This window comes from Nocardioides solisilvae (genome assembly GCF_003194625.1).
In the GTDB taxonomy this organism is placed as follows: Bacteria; Actinomycetota; Actinomycetes; order Propionibacteriales; family Nocardioidaceae; genus Nocardioides; species Nocardioides solisilvae.
Genome location: NZ_QHKX01000002.1, coordinates 1,028,225 through 1,041,539, shown reverse-complemented (window position 1 = coordinate 1,041,539; position 13,315 = coordinate 1,028,225). Strand labels below are relative to the sequence as shown.

General features: G+C 74.5%; 13 protein-coding genes. 11 read left to right on the top strand and 2 right to left on the bottom strand.

What is annotated here, in order from left to right:
• Positions 1–36 precede the first annotated feature (36 nt).
• Positions 37–1,074 carry a TIGR03557 family F420-dependent LLM class oxidoreductase gene (locus tag DNK53_RS11025; RefSeq protein ID WP_110182275.1) on the top strand — a complete coding sequence of 346 codons (1,038 nt, stop codon included), beginning with the start codon at positions 37–39 and terminating at the stop codon, positions 1,072–1,074.
• 115 nt (positions 1,075–1,189) lie between these two features.
• Positions 1,190–1,966 (top strand): SDR family NAD(P)-dependent oxidoreductase, encoded by a 777-nt coding sequence (locus DNK53_RS11020; protein WP_204163859.1) that lies wholly within the window; start codon positions 1,190–1,192, stop codon positions 1,964–1,966.
• Positions 1,967–2,052: 86 nt separating this feature from the next.
• Here the strand turns inward: DNK53_RS11020 and DNK53_RS11015 are convergent, their stop codons facing one another.
• Positions 2,053–3,075, bottom strand: a complete 1,023-nt coding sequence (locus DNK53_RS11015; RefSeq protein ID WP_110182274.1) for an LLM class F420-dependent oxidoreductase — start codon at positions 3,073–3,075, stop codon at positions 2,053–2,055.
• Between the two features lie 154 nt (positions 3,076–3,229).
• On the opposite strand from DNK53_RS11015, the gene DNK53_RS11010 reads away from it, so the two are divergent.
• From DNK53_RS11010 to DNK53_RS10975, 8 genes are all read left to right on the top strand, one after another.
• The gene (locus DNK53_RS11010; RefSeq protein ID WP_110182273.1) at positions 3,230–4,024 is read left to right on the top strand and encodes an enoyl-CoA hydratase; all 795 of its coding nucleotides are present in this window, start codon (positions 3,230–3,232) and stop codon (positions 4,022–4,024) included.
• Between the two features lies 1 nt (position 4,025).
• Positions 4,026–5,159 carry an acyl-CoA dehydrogenase family protein gene (locus tag DNK53_RS11005; protein ID WP_110182272.1) on the top strand — a complete coding sequence of 378 codons (1,134 nt, stop codon included), beginning with the start codon at positions 4,026–4,028 and terminating at the stop codon, positions 5,157–5,159.
• Complete coding sequence (locus tag DNK53_RS11000) at positions 5,156–5,959, top strand: enoyl-CoA hydratase/isomerase family protein (protein ID WP_110182271.1); 804 nt, start codon at positions 5,156–5,158, stop codon at positions 5,957–5,959. The genes DNK53_RS11005 and DNK53_RS11000 overlap by 4 nt, the downstream gene beginning before the upstream one ends.
• A gap of 89 nt (positions 5,960–6,048) precedes the next feature.
• The gene (locus DNK53_RS10995; protein WP_110182270.1) at positions 6,049–7,239 is read left to right on the top strand and encodes a thiolase family protein; all 1,191 of its coding nucleotides are present in this window, start codon (positions 6,049–6,051) and stop codon (positions 7,237–7,239) included.
• A 78-nt stretch (positions 7,240–7,317) separates the two neighbouring features.
• The gene (locus tag DNK53_RS10990; RefSeq protein WP_110182269.1) at positions 7,318–8,076 is read left to right on the top strand and encodes a 3-hydroxyacyl-CoA dehydrogenase; all 759 of its coding nucleotides are present in this window, start codon (positions 7,318–7,320) and stop codon (positions 8,074–8,076) included.
• The gene (locus DNK53_RS10985) at positions 8,073–9,053 is read left to right on the top strand and encodes an NAD(P)H-dependent flavin oxidoreductase (protein WP_110182268.1); all 981 of its coding nucleotides are present in this window, start codon (positions 8,073–8,075) and stop codon (positions 9,051–9,053) included. Before DNK53_RS10990 ends, DNK53_RS10985 begins: the two co-directional genes overlap by 4 nt.
• 112 nt (positions 9,054–9,165) lie before the next feature.
• On the top strand, positions 9,166–9,822 hold the full coding sequence (locus tag DNK53_RS10980) for a TetR/AcrR family transcriptional regulator (protein ID WP_110182267.1): 657 nt from the start codon (positions 9,166–9,168) through the stop codon (positions 9,820–9,822).
• 136 nt (positions 9,823–9,958) lie between these two features.
• On the top strand, positions 9,959–11,203 hold the full coding sequence (locus DNK53_RS10975; protein WP_110182266.1) for an acyl-CoA dehydrogenase family protein: 1,245 nt from the start codon (positions 9,959–9,961) through the stop codon (positions 11,201–11,203).
• 95 nt (positions 11,204–11,298) lie between these two features.
• Here the strand turns inward: DNK53_RS10975 and DNK53_RS10970 are convergent, their stop codons facing one another.
• Entirely contained in the window at positions 11,299–12,138 is an 840-nt protein-coding gene (locus DNK53_RS10970; RefSeq protein WP_110182265.1) for an enoyl-CoA hydratase/isomerase family protein, read from the bottom strand.
• 90 nt (positions 12,139–12,228) lie between these two features.
• Between DNK53_RS10970 and DNK53_RS10965 the strand changes: the two genes are divergently transcribed.
• Complete coding sequence (locus DNK53_RS10965; RefSeq protein WP_110182264.1) at positions 12,229–13,311, top strand: CaiB/BaiF CoA transferase family protein; 1,083 nt, start codon at positions 12,229–12,231, stop codon at positions 13,309–13,311.
• The last annotated feature ends 4 nt before the right edge of the window (positions 13,312–13,315 follow it).

Here is a 13,315-nt window from a genome sequence, read left to right as displayed (position 1 = left end):
ACCCTCGCGCGCGGGGGCGTCGGGACGGGAGGCAGCGTGTCGGAGCAGCGGACGCAGCGCACGCAGGGGCCCGCCGCCGTCGCGGGGCGCGTCGGGTACGTCGTCCCGGTCGACGGCGTGACCCCGCGCGAGGCCGTCGACCTCGCCGTCCTGGCCGAGCACTGCGGCTTCTCCGGCACGATGGTCGCCGACACCTTCCAGCCCTGGCTGCCCGGGCTGGGGCAGGCGCCGCACGCCTGGACCCTGCTGGGCGCGCTCGCCGAGCACACCACCGGCGACTTCGGCGTCGGGATGGCCGCCTCCGGCGGACGGATGCACCCCGCCTCCCTGGCCCAGGCCTCGGCCACGCTCGGCGCGCTGCACCCGGGTCGGCACTGGGTCTCCCTCGGGGTGGGGGAGGCGCTGCACGAGCACGTGGTCGGCGACTACTGGCCCGAGCCGCCGCAGCGGGTCGCGCGGCTCTTCGAGGCAGTCGAGCTGGTCAAGCGGTTGTACGCCGGCTCGGCCGCCGGGCGCGACGTCCGCTACGACGGCAGCCACTTCCGGCTCGAGACCTCCCGGCTCTGGACGATGCCCGAGCAGCCGCCCGGGGTGCTGGTGGCGACCAGCGGGCCGCAGACGGCGCGCCGGGCCGGTCGCAGCGCCGACGGGCTGCTGGCCGTCGCCGTGCAGCCGCAGCAGGCGGCGCTGCTGCTCGAGCGGTTCCGCGAGGGCGCGCAGGAGGCCGGCAAGGACCCGGCCTCGATGCCGGCCTGGCTGCACCTCAACCTCAGCTGGGCGCCGACCACCGAGGAGGCCGAGCGGCACGTCGTCGAGCGCTACCCGATGGCCGCGATGCGGTTCGCCCGCGGCGACCTGCGCTCCCCGCACGTGGTGGAGCAGATCGCGCGGCTGGTGCGGCCCGAGGACTTCGCCGGGCGGCTGCCGGTCTCCGCCGACCCCGCCGTCCACCTCGCGGAGGTCCGCGCCTACCTCGACCTCGGCTACGACCGGGTGCTGCTCCACCAGGTCGGGCCCAGCCAGGCCGCCTTCCTGCGGTGCTTCGGGGAGCACGTGCTCCCGGCCCTGTCGTGAGGGGCGCGGGCACCCCCGTCTGGAGGGGCGCGGGCACCCCCTGTCGGCGCCGGCCAACCCGGCCTATAGTGAGCGAACGCTAAGTAGCCGCACCCACCACGCCCAGGAGGCGCTCGTGACGTCGTTGTTCTCGCTCGAAGGAAAGAAGGCCCTGGTCACCGGGGGAGGGTCGGGCATCGGCCTCGCCATGGCCCGGGCGCTCGCGGAGGCGGGAGCCGAGATCACGATCTGGGGACGCAACGCCGAGCGGCTCGAGGCGGCCCGCGCCACCTTCGCCGACGGCGCGACGGTGCACACCGACGCGGTCGACGTCGCCGACCCCGACGCGGTGCGCCGCGGGGTGGCAGCCGCCGTCGAGCGGATGGGCGGCCTGCACACGGTCGTGGCCAACGCCGGCACGGGCGGGGCGATCAAGCCGGTCCACGAGGTCGACGACGACGAGCACCGCCGGGTGCTGGCCACCAACGTGGACGGCGTCATGTGGACCGTCCGCGAGACCTCGAAGGTGATGGTGGAGCGGGCGAAGGCCGGCGAGCCGGGCGGCTCGATCATCGCCATCGCCAGCCTCGCCGCGATCGAGGGCGCCGGGCGCAACTCCTCCTACGGCGCCTCCAAGGGTGCCGTGCTCGCGCTCTCCAACGCCGCGGCGGTCGACCTGGCCCGCTACGGGATCCGGGTCAACACGATCCTGCCCGGCTGGATCGCCACCGACATGACCGACGACATGCAGGACTCCGAGGCCTTCGAGAAGCACGTGATCTCGCGGGTGCCGGTGCGGCGCTGGGGCCGCCCGGAGGAGTTCGGCGGGGCCGCGGTCTACCTGGCCAGCGACGCCTCGACCTACCAGACCGGCAGCCAGCTGGTCATCGACGGCGGCTACGCCATCTTCTGACCCAGCGGCAGGGGCGGCGGCAGGGGCAGCGGGGGCCGGCCCTGCGCGGCCGGCCCCCGCTGCCGTCTTCTGTCCCGGGTCCGGGTTCAGCCGACCAGCTCGGCCATCGTGCGCAGGGTCTCGGGCGAGGAGCCCGAGACCAGCAGGGTGGTGACCAGGGAGTCGTCCCAGGCGGCGAGCTCGTCGGCGACCTTGGCCCGCGGCCCGACCAGCGCGACCTTCTCGACCAGCGAGAGCGGCACGGCCCGCACCGCCTCGTCCTTGCGGCCCGCGAGGTAGTGGTCCTGGATCCGGGCGCACTCCTCCTCGAAGCCCATCCGGGCGAAGACCTCGTAGTGGAAGTTGACCCCACGGGCGCCCATCCCGCCGATGTAGAGGGCCAGGTGCGGGCGGACCCGGTCGGCGGCCGCCTCCACGTCGTCGTCGAGCTCGACGGTGACCATGCAGGGCACCTCGAAGTCGTCGGGCCGGCCGCCCTCGCGCCGGCCGAAGCCCTCCGCGAGCGAGGCTCGGTAGTGCGCGTCGTCGTACGGGGAGTAGAAGAGCGGGATCCAGCCGTCGGCGATCTCGGCGGCCATCGCGACGTTCTTGGGGCCCTCCGCGGCGAGCAGGATCGGGATCGTCGGGCGCACGGGGTGCAGCGTCGAGCGCAGCGGCTTGCCCAGGCCGGTGCCGCCGGGGTGCGGCACCTGGTAGTGGTCGCCGGAGAAGGTGACGACCTCGCGCGCGAAGGTGCGCCGCAGGATCTCGACGTACTCCCGGGTGCGGGCCAGCGGCCGCGGGTAGGGCTGGCCGTACCAGCCCTCCACCACCTGCGGGCCCGAGGCGCCGATGCCCAGCACCATCCGGCCGCCCGACAGGTGGTCCATCGTCATCGCCGCCATCGCGGTGGCCGCCGGCGTGCGGGCGGAGAGCTGGACGATCGAGGTGCCCAGGCGCATCGAGCGCGTGCGCGACCCGAGCCAGGCCAGCGGGGTGAAGGCGTCCGACCCGTAGGCCTCCGCCGTCCAGATCGACTCGTAGCCGAGGTCCTCCGCCTCCGCGACGAGCTCGGGGAGCCCGTCGGGCACGCCCGACCCCCAGTAGCCGAGTGCCAGTCCGAGTCGCATCGATCCCCTCCGGTTCCGTTCGGGTGGCCCCGCGCGGGTCGCGGAGCCTTGACAGCAGTCTGCACCCTTCCTACGGTATTAGCGAGCGCTAAGTAGGTGCGTGTTCGGCCGCCGCGCGCGACGACCCGCCGCCCACCCCGACGAAGGGAACGACATGACGGACCCCGTCCTCCAGCAGGAGCGGATCGGCCACGTCGCCGTGCTCCGGCTCAACCGGCCGCAGCAGCGCAACGCGCTGAACGTCGAGCTGGTGACCGCCCTGCGGACCGCGCTCGCCGAGCTGGCCGTCGACGACGACGTCCGCGCCGTGGTCCTCACCGGCAACGGCAAGGCGTTCTGCGCTGGGCTCGACCTGGTCGAGCTCGAGACGACCGGTGCCAACCTCGAGCTCGGCGGCAGCCACGACGACGGCTCGCCCAACCAGCCGTGGGACCCGTTCCCCAAGCCCCTCGTCGGCGCCGTCAACGGCCCCGCCGTCACCGGCGGCCTCGAGGTCGCCCTGGCCTGCGACGTCCTCGTCGGCTCCGAGGCCGCGTGCTTCGCCGACACCCACGCGCGGGTCGGCGTCATGCCCGGCTGGGGCCTGTCGGTGCTGCTGCCGCAGGTCGTGGGCCGCGGCGTGGCCCGCCGGATGAGCCTCACCGGCGACTACCTCTTCGCCGACGAGGCGCTCGCCCGCGGCCTGCTCACCGAGGTGGTCCCGGCCGACGAGCTGGTGGACGCCGCGGTCCGGGTGGCCACCACGATCGCCGCCAACGACCCCGCGATGGTGCAGGCCTACCTGGCCTCGCACCGGCGTACCGAGCTCGCCGCCGTGGGGGAGGGGTACGCCGCCGAGTCGGCCGCCTCCGCCGCCTGGATGGCCTCCGGCTTCGACCGCGACGGCTCCCGCCGCGGCGACGTGATGGCCCGCGGCCGCGCCCAGACCAGCGTCACCGAGAGGAACTGAGATGAGCACCGAGTTCGAGTGGAGCGAGGAGCAGCGCACGCTGCGCGGCGTCGTGGCCGACTTCTGCCGCAGGCGCCCGCCCGCCCACGACGGCGAGCCCGGCTTCGGCCGGGAGACCTGGCGCGCGCTGGCCACCGGCCTGTCGGTCGCCGGGCTGACCGTCGACCCCGAGCTCGGCGGCGCCGGCGCCTCCCTGCTGGAGGCCGGCGTGGTCGCCGAGGAGCTGGGCCGGGCCCTCCTGCCCACCCCGCTGGTGCCCACGGTCGGCCTGGCCGTGACGGCGCTGGCGCACTGCCCGCAGGACCCCGACGCCCGCGCGCTGCTCGAGCAGGTCGCCGCCGGCGAGGTCGTGGCGACCGCGGCGCTCGCCGACGGCGCCGGCCACCTCGACCCCCGTGTGCCCCCGCTCGCGGCCCGCGAGGAGGACGGCGTCTGGTACGTCGACGGCACCTCCGGCTTCGTGCTCGAGGGCGGGGTGGCCGACGTGGTGCTCTGCCACGCCGCGGCCGGCGAGGACGCCGAGCCGCTGCTGCTGCTGGTGCACACCGACGCCCCGGGGCTCACCCGCGAGGAGGTCGTCCCGCTCGACCAGGGGCGCACCCAGGCCCACCTGGTCTTCGACGGGGTGCCCGCCACCCGGCTCGCCACCGACCGCCCCGCGACGGAGGTCGTGGAGACGGCCCTCGACGCGGCCGCCGCGCTGCTGGCCGCCGAGCAGACCGGCATCGCCCGCGCGATGCTCGACCTCTCGGTCGAGCACGCCGCGACCCGCGTGCAGTTCGGCCGGGCGATCGGCTCCTTCCAGGCGGTCAAGCACCGGATCGCCGACATGTACGTCGCGGCCGAGGACGCCCGCTCCACGACCTACCACGCGCTGTGGGCCCTGGCCGAGGGCGGCGACGACCCCGCGCTCGCCAGCAGCCTCGCCCTCACCGCGGCCACCGACGCGGCCCGGCAGGTGACCCGGGGCGCCGTCCAGGTGCACGGCGGGATCGGCTTCACCTGGGAGCACCCGGCCCACCGCTACCTCAAGGCGGCCCAGTCCAACGGCACCCTGCTCGGCGGACGGCGGCTGCACGGCCGGCGGCTGGCCGAGAAGGCCCTCACCCTGACCCTGACGGAGGTGGACGCATGAGCGCCCAGCAGACCGTCCCCGCGACCGGGGAGGACGAGGCGCCGGTGACGGTGAGCCGCCGCGACGGCGTCGTCACGGTCGTGCTCAACCAGTCGCGCCGCAAGAACGCGATGACCCTCGAGGGGTGGCGGCTCCTCGGCGAGGCGCTCTCCTCCGTGACGCTCGGCGAGGATCGGGTCGTCGTGGTGACCGGGGCCGGGGAGGACTTCTGCGCCGGCGCCGACCTCTCGTCGCAGTCGGGGGAGACCCACTCGCTGGTGAACATGGAGGTCGTCAACGCGGCCTGCCTGGCGCTGCACCGCTGCCCGGTGCCCACCGTGGCCCGGGTCGACGGCGTCGCCGTCGGCGCCGGCATGAACATCGCCCTCGCCTGCGACCTCGTGGTCGCCTCCAGCCGCGCCCGGTTCTCCGAGATCTTCATCCGCCGCGGCCTGTCGGTCGACTTCGGCGGCGCCTGGGTGCTGCCCCGCCTGGTCGGCCTGCAGAAGGCCAAGGAGCTCGTCCTGCTCGGCGACATCCTCTCGGCCGAGGAGGCGTCCCAGGCCGGCCTCGTCACCCGGGTGGTCGCGGCCGACGCGCTCGACGCGGAGGTCGACGGCCTCGTCGCCCGGCTCCGGGCCAACCCCCCGATCGCGGCGTCGCTGTCGAAGCGGATGCTCAACGCCTCCTTCGAGATGGACCTGCCGCAGGCGCTCGACACCGAGGGCGCCAACCAGTCGGTCAACATGGTGATGGACGACGCCAAGGAGGCCTTCGAGGCCTTCCTCGCCAAGCGCGAGCCGCACTTCCGCGGCCGCTGAGCCGCGCCCGCCGTCCCCATCCAGCAAGCACCCAGCCAGCCACCCAGCCAGCAACCCGCCTGCCAGCACCAGACACCAGGAGCTCTTCCATGCACTCAGCCGTGATCGTCGACGTCGTCCGCACCGCCTCGGGCAAGGGCAAGCCGGGGGGAGCCCTCTCGGGCACCCACCCGGGCACCCTGCTCGCCACCACCCTCGCCGCGCTCGTGGAGCGCAACGGCCTCGACCCGGCGCTCGTCGACGACGTCATCGCCGGCTGCGTGAGCCAGGTCGGCGACCAGGGCCTCAACGTCGCCCGCACGGCGCTGCTGGCGGCCGGCTTCCCCGAGCACGTGCCGGGCACCAGCATCGACCGCCAGTGCGGCTCCTCGCAGCAGGCCGTGCACTTCGCCGGCCAGGGCGTGATGGCCGGCGTCTACGACGTCGCCATCGCCTGCGGCGTGGAGTCGATGAGCCGGGTGCCGATGGGCATGGCCGGCCAGGGCGGCACGCCCTTCGGCCCGCTCTCCGAGCGCTATCCCGACGGCCTGGTCAACCAGGGCGTCTCCGCCGAGATCATCGCCGCCCGGTGGGGCCTCTCCCGCGCCGAGCTCGACGACTACTCCGCGCGCTCCCACCAGCTGGCCGCCCAGGCCGGCGAGTCGGGCGCCTTCGACCACGAGATCATCCCCGTCGAAGTGACCGACGCCGAGGGCGGCACCCACGTCCACCGCGTCGACGAGACCGTGCGGCCGAGCACGACGGCGGAGGGCCTCGCCGGCCTCAAGCCGTCGTTCTTCGACGCCGCCCTCGAGGAGCGGTTCAGCGAGATCACCTGGGCGATCACGCCGGGCAACTCCTCCCCGCTGACCGACGGTGCCTCCGCCGCGCTGATCATGAGCGAGGAGAGGGCGGCCCAGCTCGGCCTCACCCCGCGGGCCCGCCTGCACACCTTCGCCGTCACCGGCAGCGACCCGCTGCTCATGCTCACCGGCGTCATCCCGGCCACCGAGAAGGCGCTGGCCCGCTCGGGGCTCAGCCTCGACGACATCGACGCCTTCGAGGTCAACGAGGCCTTCGCCCCCGTGCCGCTGGCCTGGGCCAAGGAGCTCGGCGTCGACCTCGCCAAGGTCAACCCGCGCGGCGGCGCGATCGCCCTGGGCCACCCGCTCGGCGGCTCGGGCACCCGCCTGATGGCGACGATGCTCAACCACCTCGAGGCCACCGGCGGCCGCTACGCCCTGCAGACCATGTGCGAGGGCGGCGGCATGGCCAACGCGACGATCATCGAGCGGCTCTGACCCCGCGCCGACCGTCGCGCAGCACTCCCCGACGTACCTCCCGACGTACCCCCTGACGCAGCACCGAAAGGCACATCCATGGACATCGCAGGCAAGTCAGCCCTGGTCACCGGCGGGGCCTCGGGCCTCGGCCTGGCCACCGTGCGCAAGCTCGTGGCCGAGGGGGCGAGGGTCGTCGTCGTCGACCTCCCCTCCTCCGACGGCAAGAAGGTCGCCGAGGAGCTGGAGGGCGTCGTCTTCTCGCCGGCCGACGTCACCGACGAGGCCGAGGTGCAGGCGGCGGTCGACGCGACCCGCGAGCTCGGCCAGCTGGCCGCGGTGGTCAACTGCGCCGGGATCGGCAACGCCTTCCGGGTGGTCGGCAAGGACGGGCCGTTCCCGCTCGACGCCTTCCGCAAGGTCGTCGAGGTCAACCTCGTCGGCAGCTTCAACGTGATCCGGCTGGCCGCCGCCGCGATCATCGACCAGGAGGTCGAGGGCGAGGAGGCCGGCGTCATCGTCAGCACCGCGTCGGTGGCGGCGTTCGAGGGCCAGATCGGGCAGACCGCCTACTCGGCCTCCAAGGGCGGCGTCGTCGGCATGACCCTGCCGATCGCCCGCGACCTGGCCCAGCACCGGATCCGCGTCAACACGATCGCCCCGGGCCTCTTCCTCACCCCGCTCTTCGAGTCGATCGGCGAGGAGGGGATCACCTCCCTCGGCGCCCAGGTGCCGCACCCGGCGCGGCTGGGCGACCCCGAGGAGTACGCCGCGCTGGTCGCGCACGTCATCGCCAACCCGATGATCAACGGCGAGACCATCCGCCTCGACGGCGCGATCCGGATGGCACCCCGATGATCAGCACGCCCTTCACCGAGGTCTTCGGCGTCCGGCACCCGATCGTCCAGGGCGGCATGCAGTGGGTCGGCACGGCCGAGCTCGTCTCGGCCGTCGCCAGCTCGGGGGCGCTGGGCATGCTCACCGCCCTGACCCAGCCCACCCCCGAGGCGCTCACCGCCGAGATCGCCCGCACCCGCGAGATGACGGACCAGCCGTTCGGGGTCAACCTCACGATCCTGCCGTCGATCAAGCCGATCCCGTACGACGAGTACCGGCACGCCATCGTCGACGCCGGGATCACCGTGGTCGAGACCGCCGGCTCCAACCCCGAGCCCCACATGCCGTTCTTCCGCGAGCACGGGGTCAAGGTGCTGCACAAGTGCACCTCGGTGCGGCACGCGGTCAAGGCGCAGGCGGTCGGGGTCGACGGCGTCAGCATCGACGGCTTCGAGTGCGCCGGGCACCCCGGCGAGGACGACGTCGCCGGACTGGTGCTGATCCCCGCCGCGACCCGGGTGCTCGACATCCCGGTGATCGCCTCGGGGGGCATCGCCAACGCCCAGGGGCTGGTCGCCGCGCTCGCGCTCGGCGCCGACGGCGTCAACATGGGGACGCGCTTCATGTGCACGCAGGAGGCGCCGGTCCACGACAACGTCAAGCAGGCCATCGTGGAGGGCGACGAGCTCGGCACCGAGCTGATCTTCCGCACCCTGCGCAACACCTCGCGGGTCGCCTCCAACGCGGTCTCGCGCAAGGTGGTGGAGGTCCTCGCCGGCGGCGGCGCCTTCGAGGACGTGCGCGACCTCGTGGCCGGCGTCCGCGGTCGCACGGTCTTCGCCGACGGCGACCTCGACGCGGGGATCTGGACCGTGGGCCAGACCCAGGGGCTGATCCACGACGTCCCGACCGTCGCCGAGCTCGTGGAGGGGATGGTCTCCGAGGCGGAGGAGCTGATCGCCACGCGCCTGCGCGGCCTGGTGACGGGCGCGGCGTGACGAGCGGCGGCGGGGGTCACCGGGCGGACGCCCGCCGCTGGCTACCATCTCCCCGGACGGTGAGTGGGGCGCGCGCACGCGGTCGGGCCGCCCCGGTGCGAACGGAGCAGCGATGACCGAGGACGTCACGACCGTGGAGGTCAGCAGCTGGCGGGCCGCCGACGAGCTCGAGCTCCCGCCGATCCTCGCCGCGTCCCGGGACGCCTTCTACGAGGCCGGCTACCACGGCACGTCGGTGCGCGACATCGCGCGCCGGGTCGGCGTCACGGTGCCCGCGCTCTACTACCACTACGAGAACAAGGAGGCGCTCCTCCTCGCGATCCTCGACGCCTCCATCAACCACCTGACGGCGCTCTGCCGGGCGGCCGTGGAGGAGGCCGGGCCCAAGCCGGTCGACCGGTTCCTCAACCTCGTCGAGTGCATCGCGCTCTTCGAGGCCAACGCCGGTCGCACGGCGAGCGTCGACCGGGAGGCCCGGCTGCTGCCGGCCGACCTGCGGGCGGCCTACACGCAGAAGCGACGCGCCATCGAGGAGCTCCTGCTCTCGGCCGTCGAGGCCGGGGTGGAGGCGGGCGTCTTCGACACCACCGACGCGCGGGACACGACGCGGGCGATCCTCGGCATGCTCCAGGGAATCCCGGTCTGGTTCCGGGTCGGCGGCGAGCTCTCCCCCGAGGCGGTGGCGGCCCGCTACCAGGACATCTGCGCGCACACCGTGGGCGCCAGTCCCGCCGTGATCCGCAAGGTCCGCGAGCGGGCCCGCGACTGACGCCGTACGACGTCCCCCCGGCCGGGTGTCCGGCGTCCTGCCGACGCCCTCCGGGCGTGCGCGGGCGTTGACCGTCCCGGCACGCCGGGTTATCTTGAACGAGCGCTAAGTCAGCATCCCAGGACCGGAGGACCAGATGACCGTGACCGCCGACGCCCCCGCCCGGACCCACGAGGAGGGACGCCGCCTCGTGGCCGAGCGCGCCCACCGCGTGCTGGCCGAGCACCCCCCGGCCACCACCGGGCTGCGCGAGGTCCTGGGAGCGGTCTACGACGCCGGTCTCGCCTGGGTGCACTTCCCGCCCGGCCGCGGGGGGCTCGGGCTCGACGCCGGGCTGCAGGAGGTGGCCCAGCGGATCCTGGAGGACGCCGGGGTGCCGCCCGTCTTCGAGCTCAACCCGATGGGCTACGGGATGGCCGGACCCACGATCGTCGAGCACGGCAGCGACGAGCTCTGCGAGGCCCTGCTCCGCCCGCTCTACACCTGCGAGCACCTGTGGTGCCAGCTCTTCAGCGAGCCGGGCGCCGGCTCCGACCTGGCCGGCCTGGCCACCCGGGCGGTGCGGGACGGCGACGAGTGGGTGGTCAACGGGCAGAAGGTCTGGACGAGCCTGGGCCACGTGGCCCGCTGGGCGATGCTGCTGGCCCGCACCGACCCCGACGCCGCCAAGCACAAGGGGCTCAGCTACTTCCTCGTCGACATGACCTCCCCGGGCGTCAGCGTCCGCCCGCTGCGCCAGATGACGGGAGAGGCCGAGTTCAACGAGGTCTTCCTCGAGGACGTGCGGATCCCCGACGCGCAGCGCCTGGGCGACGTCGGGGCCGGCTGGTCGGTGGCGATGACCACCCTGATGAACGAGCGGACCGCCATCGGCGGCGGCTCCAGCGTGCGCGGCTCGGGCCTCGTCGGCACCGCCCTGCGGCTGTGGCAGGAGCGTCCCGAGCTCCGCACGCCCGCCCTCGAGGAGCGGCTCGTCGGTCTCTTCGTCCGGGCGGACGCTGCCCGCCTCACCGGCGACCGCCAGCGCGTCGAGCGCGGCGACGCCCCCATCGGCCCCGAGGGCTCGGCCGCCAAGCTCGTCTGGGCCGAGCTCGGCCAGGACGTCCTCGACTTCTGCATGGACCTCCTCGGCCCCGAGGCGTCGGTCTACTCCGGCTACGACCTCGTGCGCGAGCCCGAGGACCTGGGCGACGGCGTGCTGCGCCGCGCGACGATCTCGTCGGCCGAGGACGTCCAGCGCGCCTGGCTGCGCAGCCGCGCCTTCACCATCGAGGGCGGCACCTCCGACGTGCTGCGCAACATCGTCGGCGAGCGGCTGCTCGGGCTGCCCGGCGACCTGCGTGCCGACCGCGGGCCGTGGAGCGAGGTCCCGCGCGGCTGAGCGGGCCGGTCCGCGGACCGGCACCCGGACCGCCGGAGGCCGGGCACTCCCTCGCGCAGGGAGTGCCCGGCCTCCAGCCTCAGGGGCTCAGGGGCTCAGCGGCCCTCGTAGCGCGGGGCGCGCTTCTCCAGGAACGCGGCGGTCGCCTCGGCCCGGTCCCGGGTCAGGGCGGTGACCACCTGCTGGCGGTTCTCCAGCTCGACGGCCGTGGCGAACGACGGGGTCTCCAGCGCCAGCCACATGCCCTGCTTGGTCAGCTCCACCGAGAACGGCGGGTTGAGCATGATCTCGGCCGCCTTCTCCAGCGCCGCCTCGAGCAGCCGGTCGGGCTCGTGGACCTCGGTCACCAGCCCGATCCGGTGGGCCTCCTCGCTGGAGCACCGGCGCCCGGTGAGCATCAGCTCGTGGGCGCGGCCGGCGCCGACGACGCGGGGCAGGAGCCAGGAGACCCCGATGTCGCACGCGGAGTAGCCGGCCCGGATGAAGGAGACGGCGAAGACCGCCGACGGGACGCAGACCCGCACGTCGCTGGCCAGGACGAGCGCGAGGCCGCCTCCGGCAGCCGCGCCGTTGACCGCGGCGATGACCGGCTGCGGGAGGGAGTGGAGCTGGTGGGCCAGCTGGGCGATCTCGCGCTGGCGCGCGAGGATCGCGACCGGGTCGGGCGCACCCGCACCACCCGCGGCGCCCCCGTCGTCCGCGTCGCCCGCCTCGCCGTCGGCGGCGTCGTACCCCGTCAGGTCGAGCCCGGCGCAGAAGCCCCGTCCGGCGCCGGTCAGCACGACGACGCGGCAGTCCCGGTCGGCGGCGACCTCCCGGAGCGCCGCGGAGAGGTCGCGGACCATCCCGGCGTCGAGGGCGTTGAGCCGGTCGGGCCGGTTCAGGGTGATCTGGGTGACGTGCGGTGCGGGGGAGTGCACCTCGACGGCTGCCATCAGTCCTCCTAGACTTAACGAGCGCTAATTCATAAGGTAGCGCTGGAGAAGCCCCGCCACAACGGCCGGGGCCGAGGCGAAGGAGCGGAGATGGGTCGACCACTGCAGGGAACGAGGGTGCTCGAGCTGGCCGGCATCGGTCCGGGTCCGCACGCGTGCATGCTGCTGGCCGACCTCGGCGCCGAGGTGGTCCGCGTGGTCCGGCCCGGTACCCCGGAGGCCGAGGTGGCGCGCCAGGGGCACACGTCCCGGGGGCGCACCACCGTGGTCGCCGACCTCAAGGACCCCGGGGACCGCGAGCGCGTCGTCGCGCTCGCCCGGCTGGCCGACGTGCTCGTCGAGGGCTTCCGCCCCGGCGTCGCCGAGCGCCTCGACCTGGGGCCCGACGCGCTGCACGCCGTCAACCCCGGCCTCGTGCACGCGCGGATGACCGGCTGGGGCCAGGACGGCCCGTGGGCCTTGACGGCGGGCCACGACATCAACTACATCTCCGTCACGGGGGCGCTGCACGCCATCGGCGGGCGGGACCGGCCGGTGCCGCCGCTCAACCTCGTCGGCGACTTCGGGGGCGGCTCGATGGTCCTGGTCCAGGGGATCCTCGCCGCGCTGCTGGAGCGCACGCGCACCGGTCAGGGCCAGGTGGTCGACGCGGCGATGGTCGACGGGGCGAGCGTCCTCGCCCAGTCGATCTGGGAGCTGCGGAGCCAGGGGCTGTGGACCGACGGGCGGGAGGAGAACCTCCTCGACGGGGCGGCGCCGTACTACCGCACCTACACGTGTGCCGACGACCGGCACGTGGCAGTCGGCTGCATCGAGCCGCAGTTCTACGCGGTCATGCTCGCCGGCCTCGGGCTCGACCCCGCCCGCCTTCCCGGCCAGGACGACCGGGCCCGCTGGCCCGAGCTGCACGAGGCCCTTGAGGCGGCGTTCGCCAGCCGGACCCGCGACGAGTGGGCGAAGGTCTTCGACGGCACCGACGCGTGCGTCACCCCCGTGCTGCGGTTCGACGAGGTCTCCGCGCACCCCCACTTGGCCGCCCGCGGCTCCGTCGTCGAGCGCCCGTGGGGCCCCGAGGCGAGGCCCGCCCCGCGGCTCTCGGGCTCGCCGGACCGCGACGGCTCCGACCCGAACGTCGTGGGCGACCTCGACGCCGTCCTCGCGGACTGGAGCTGAGCGG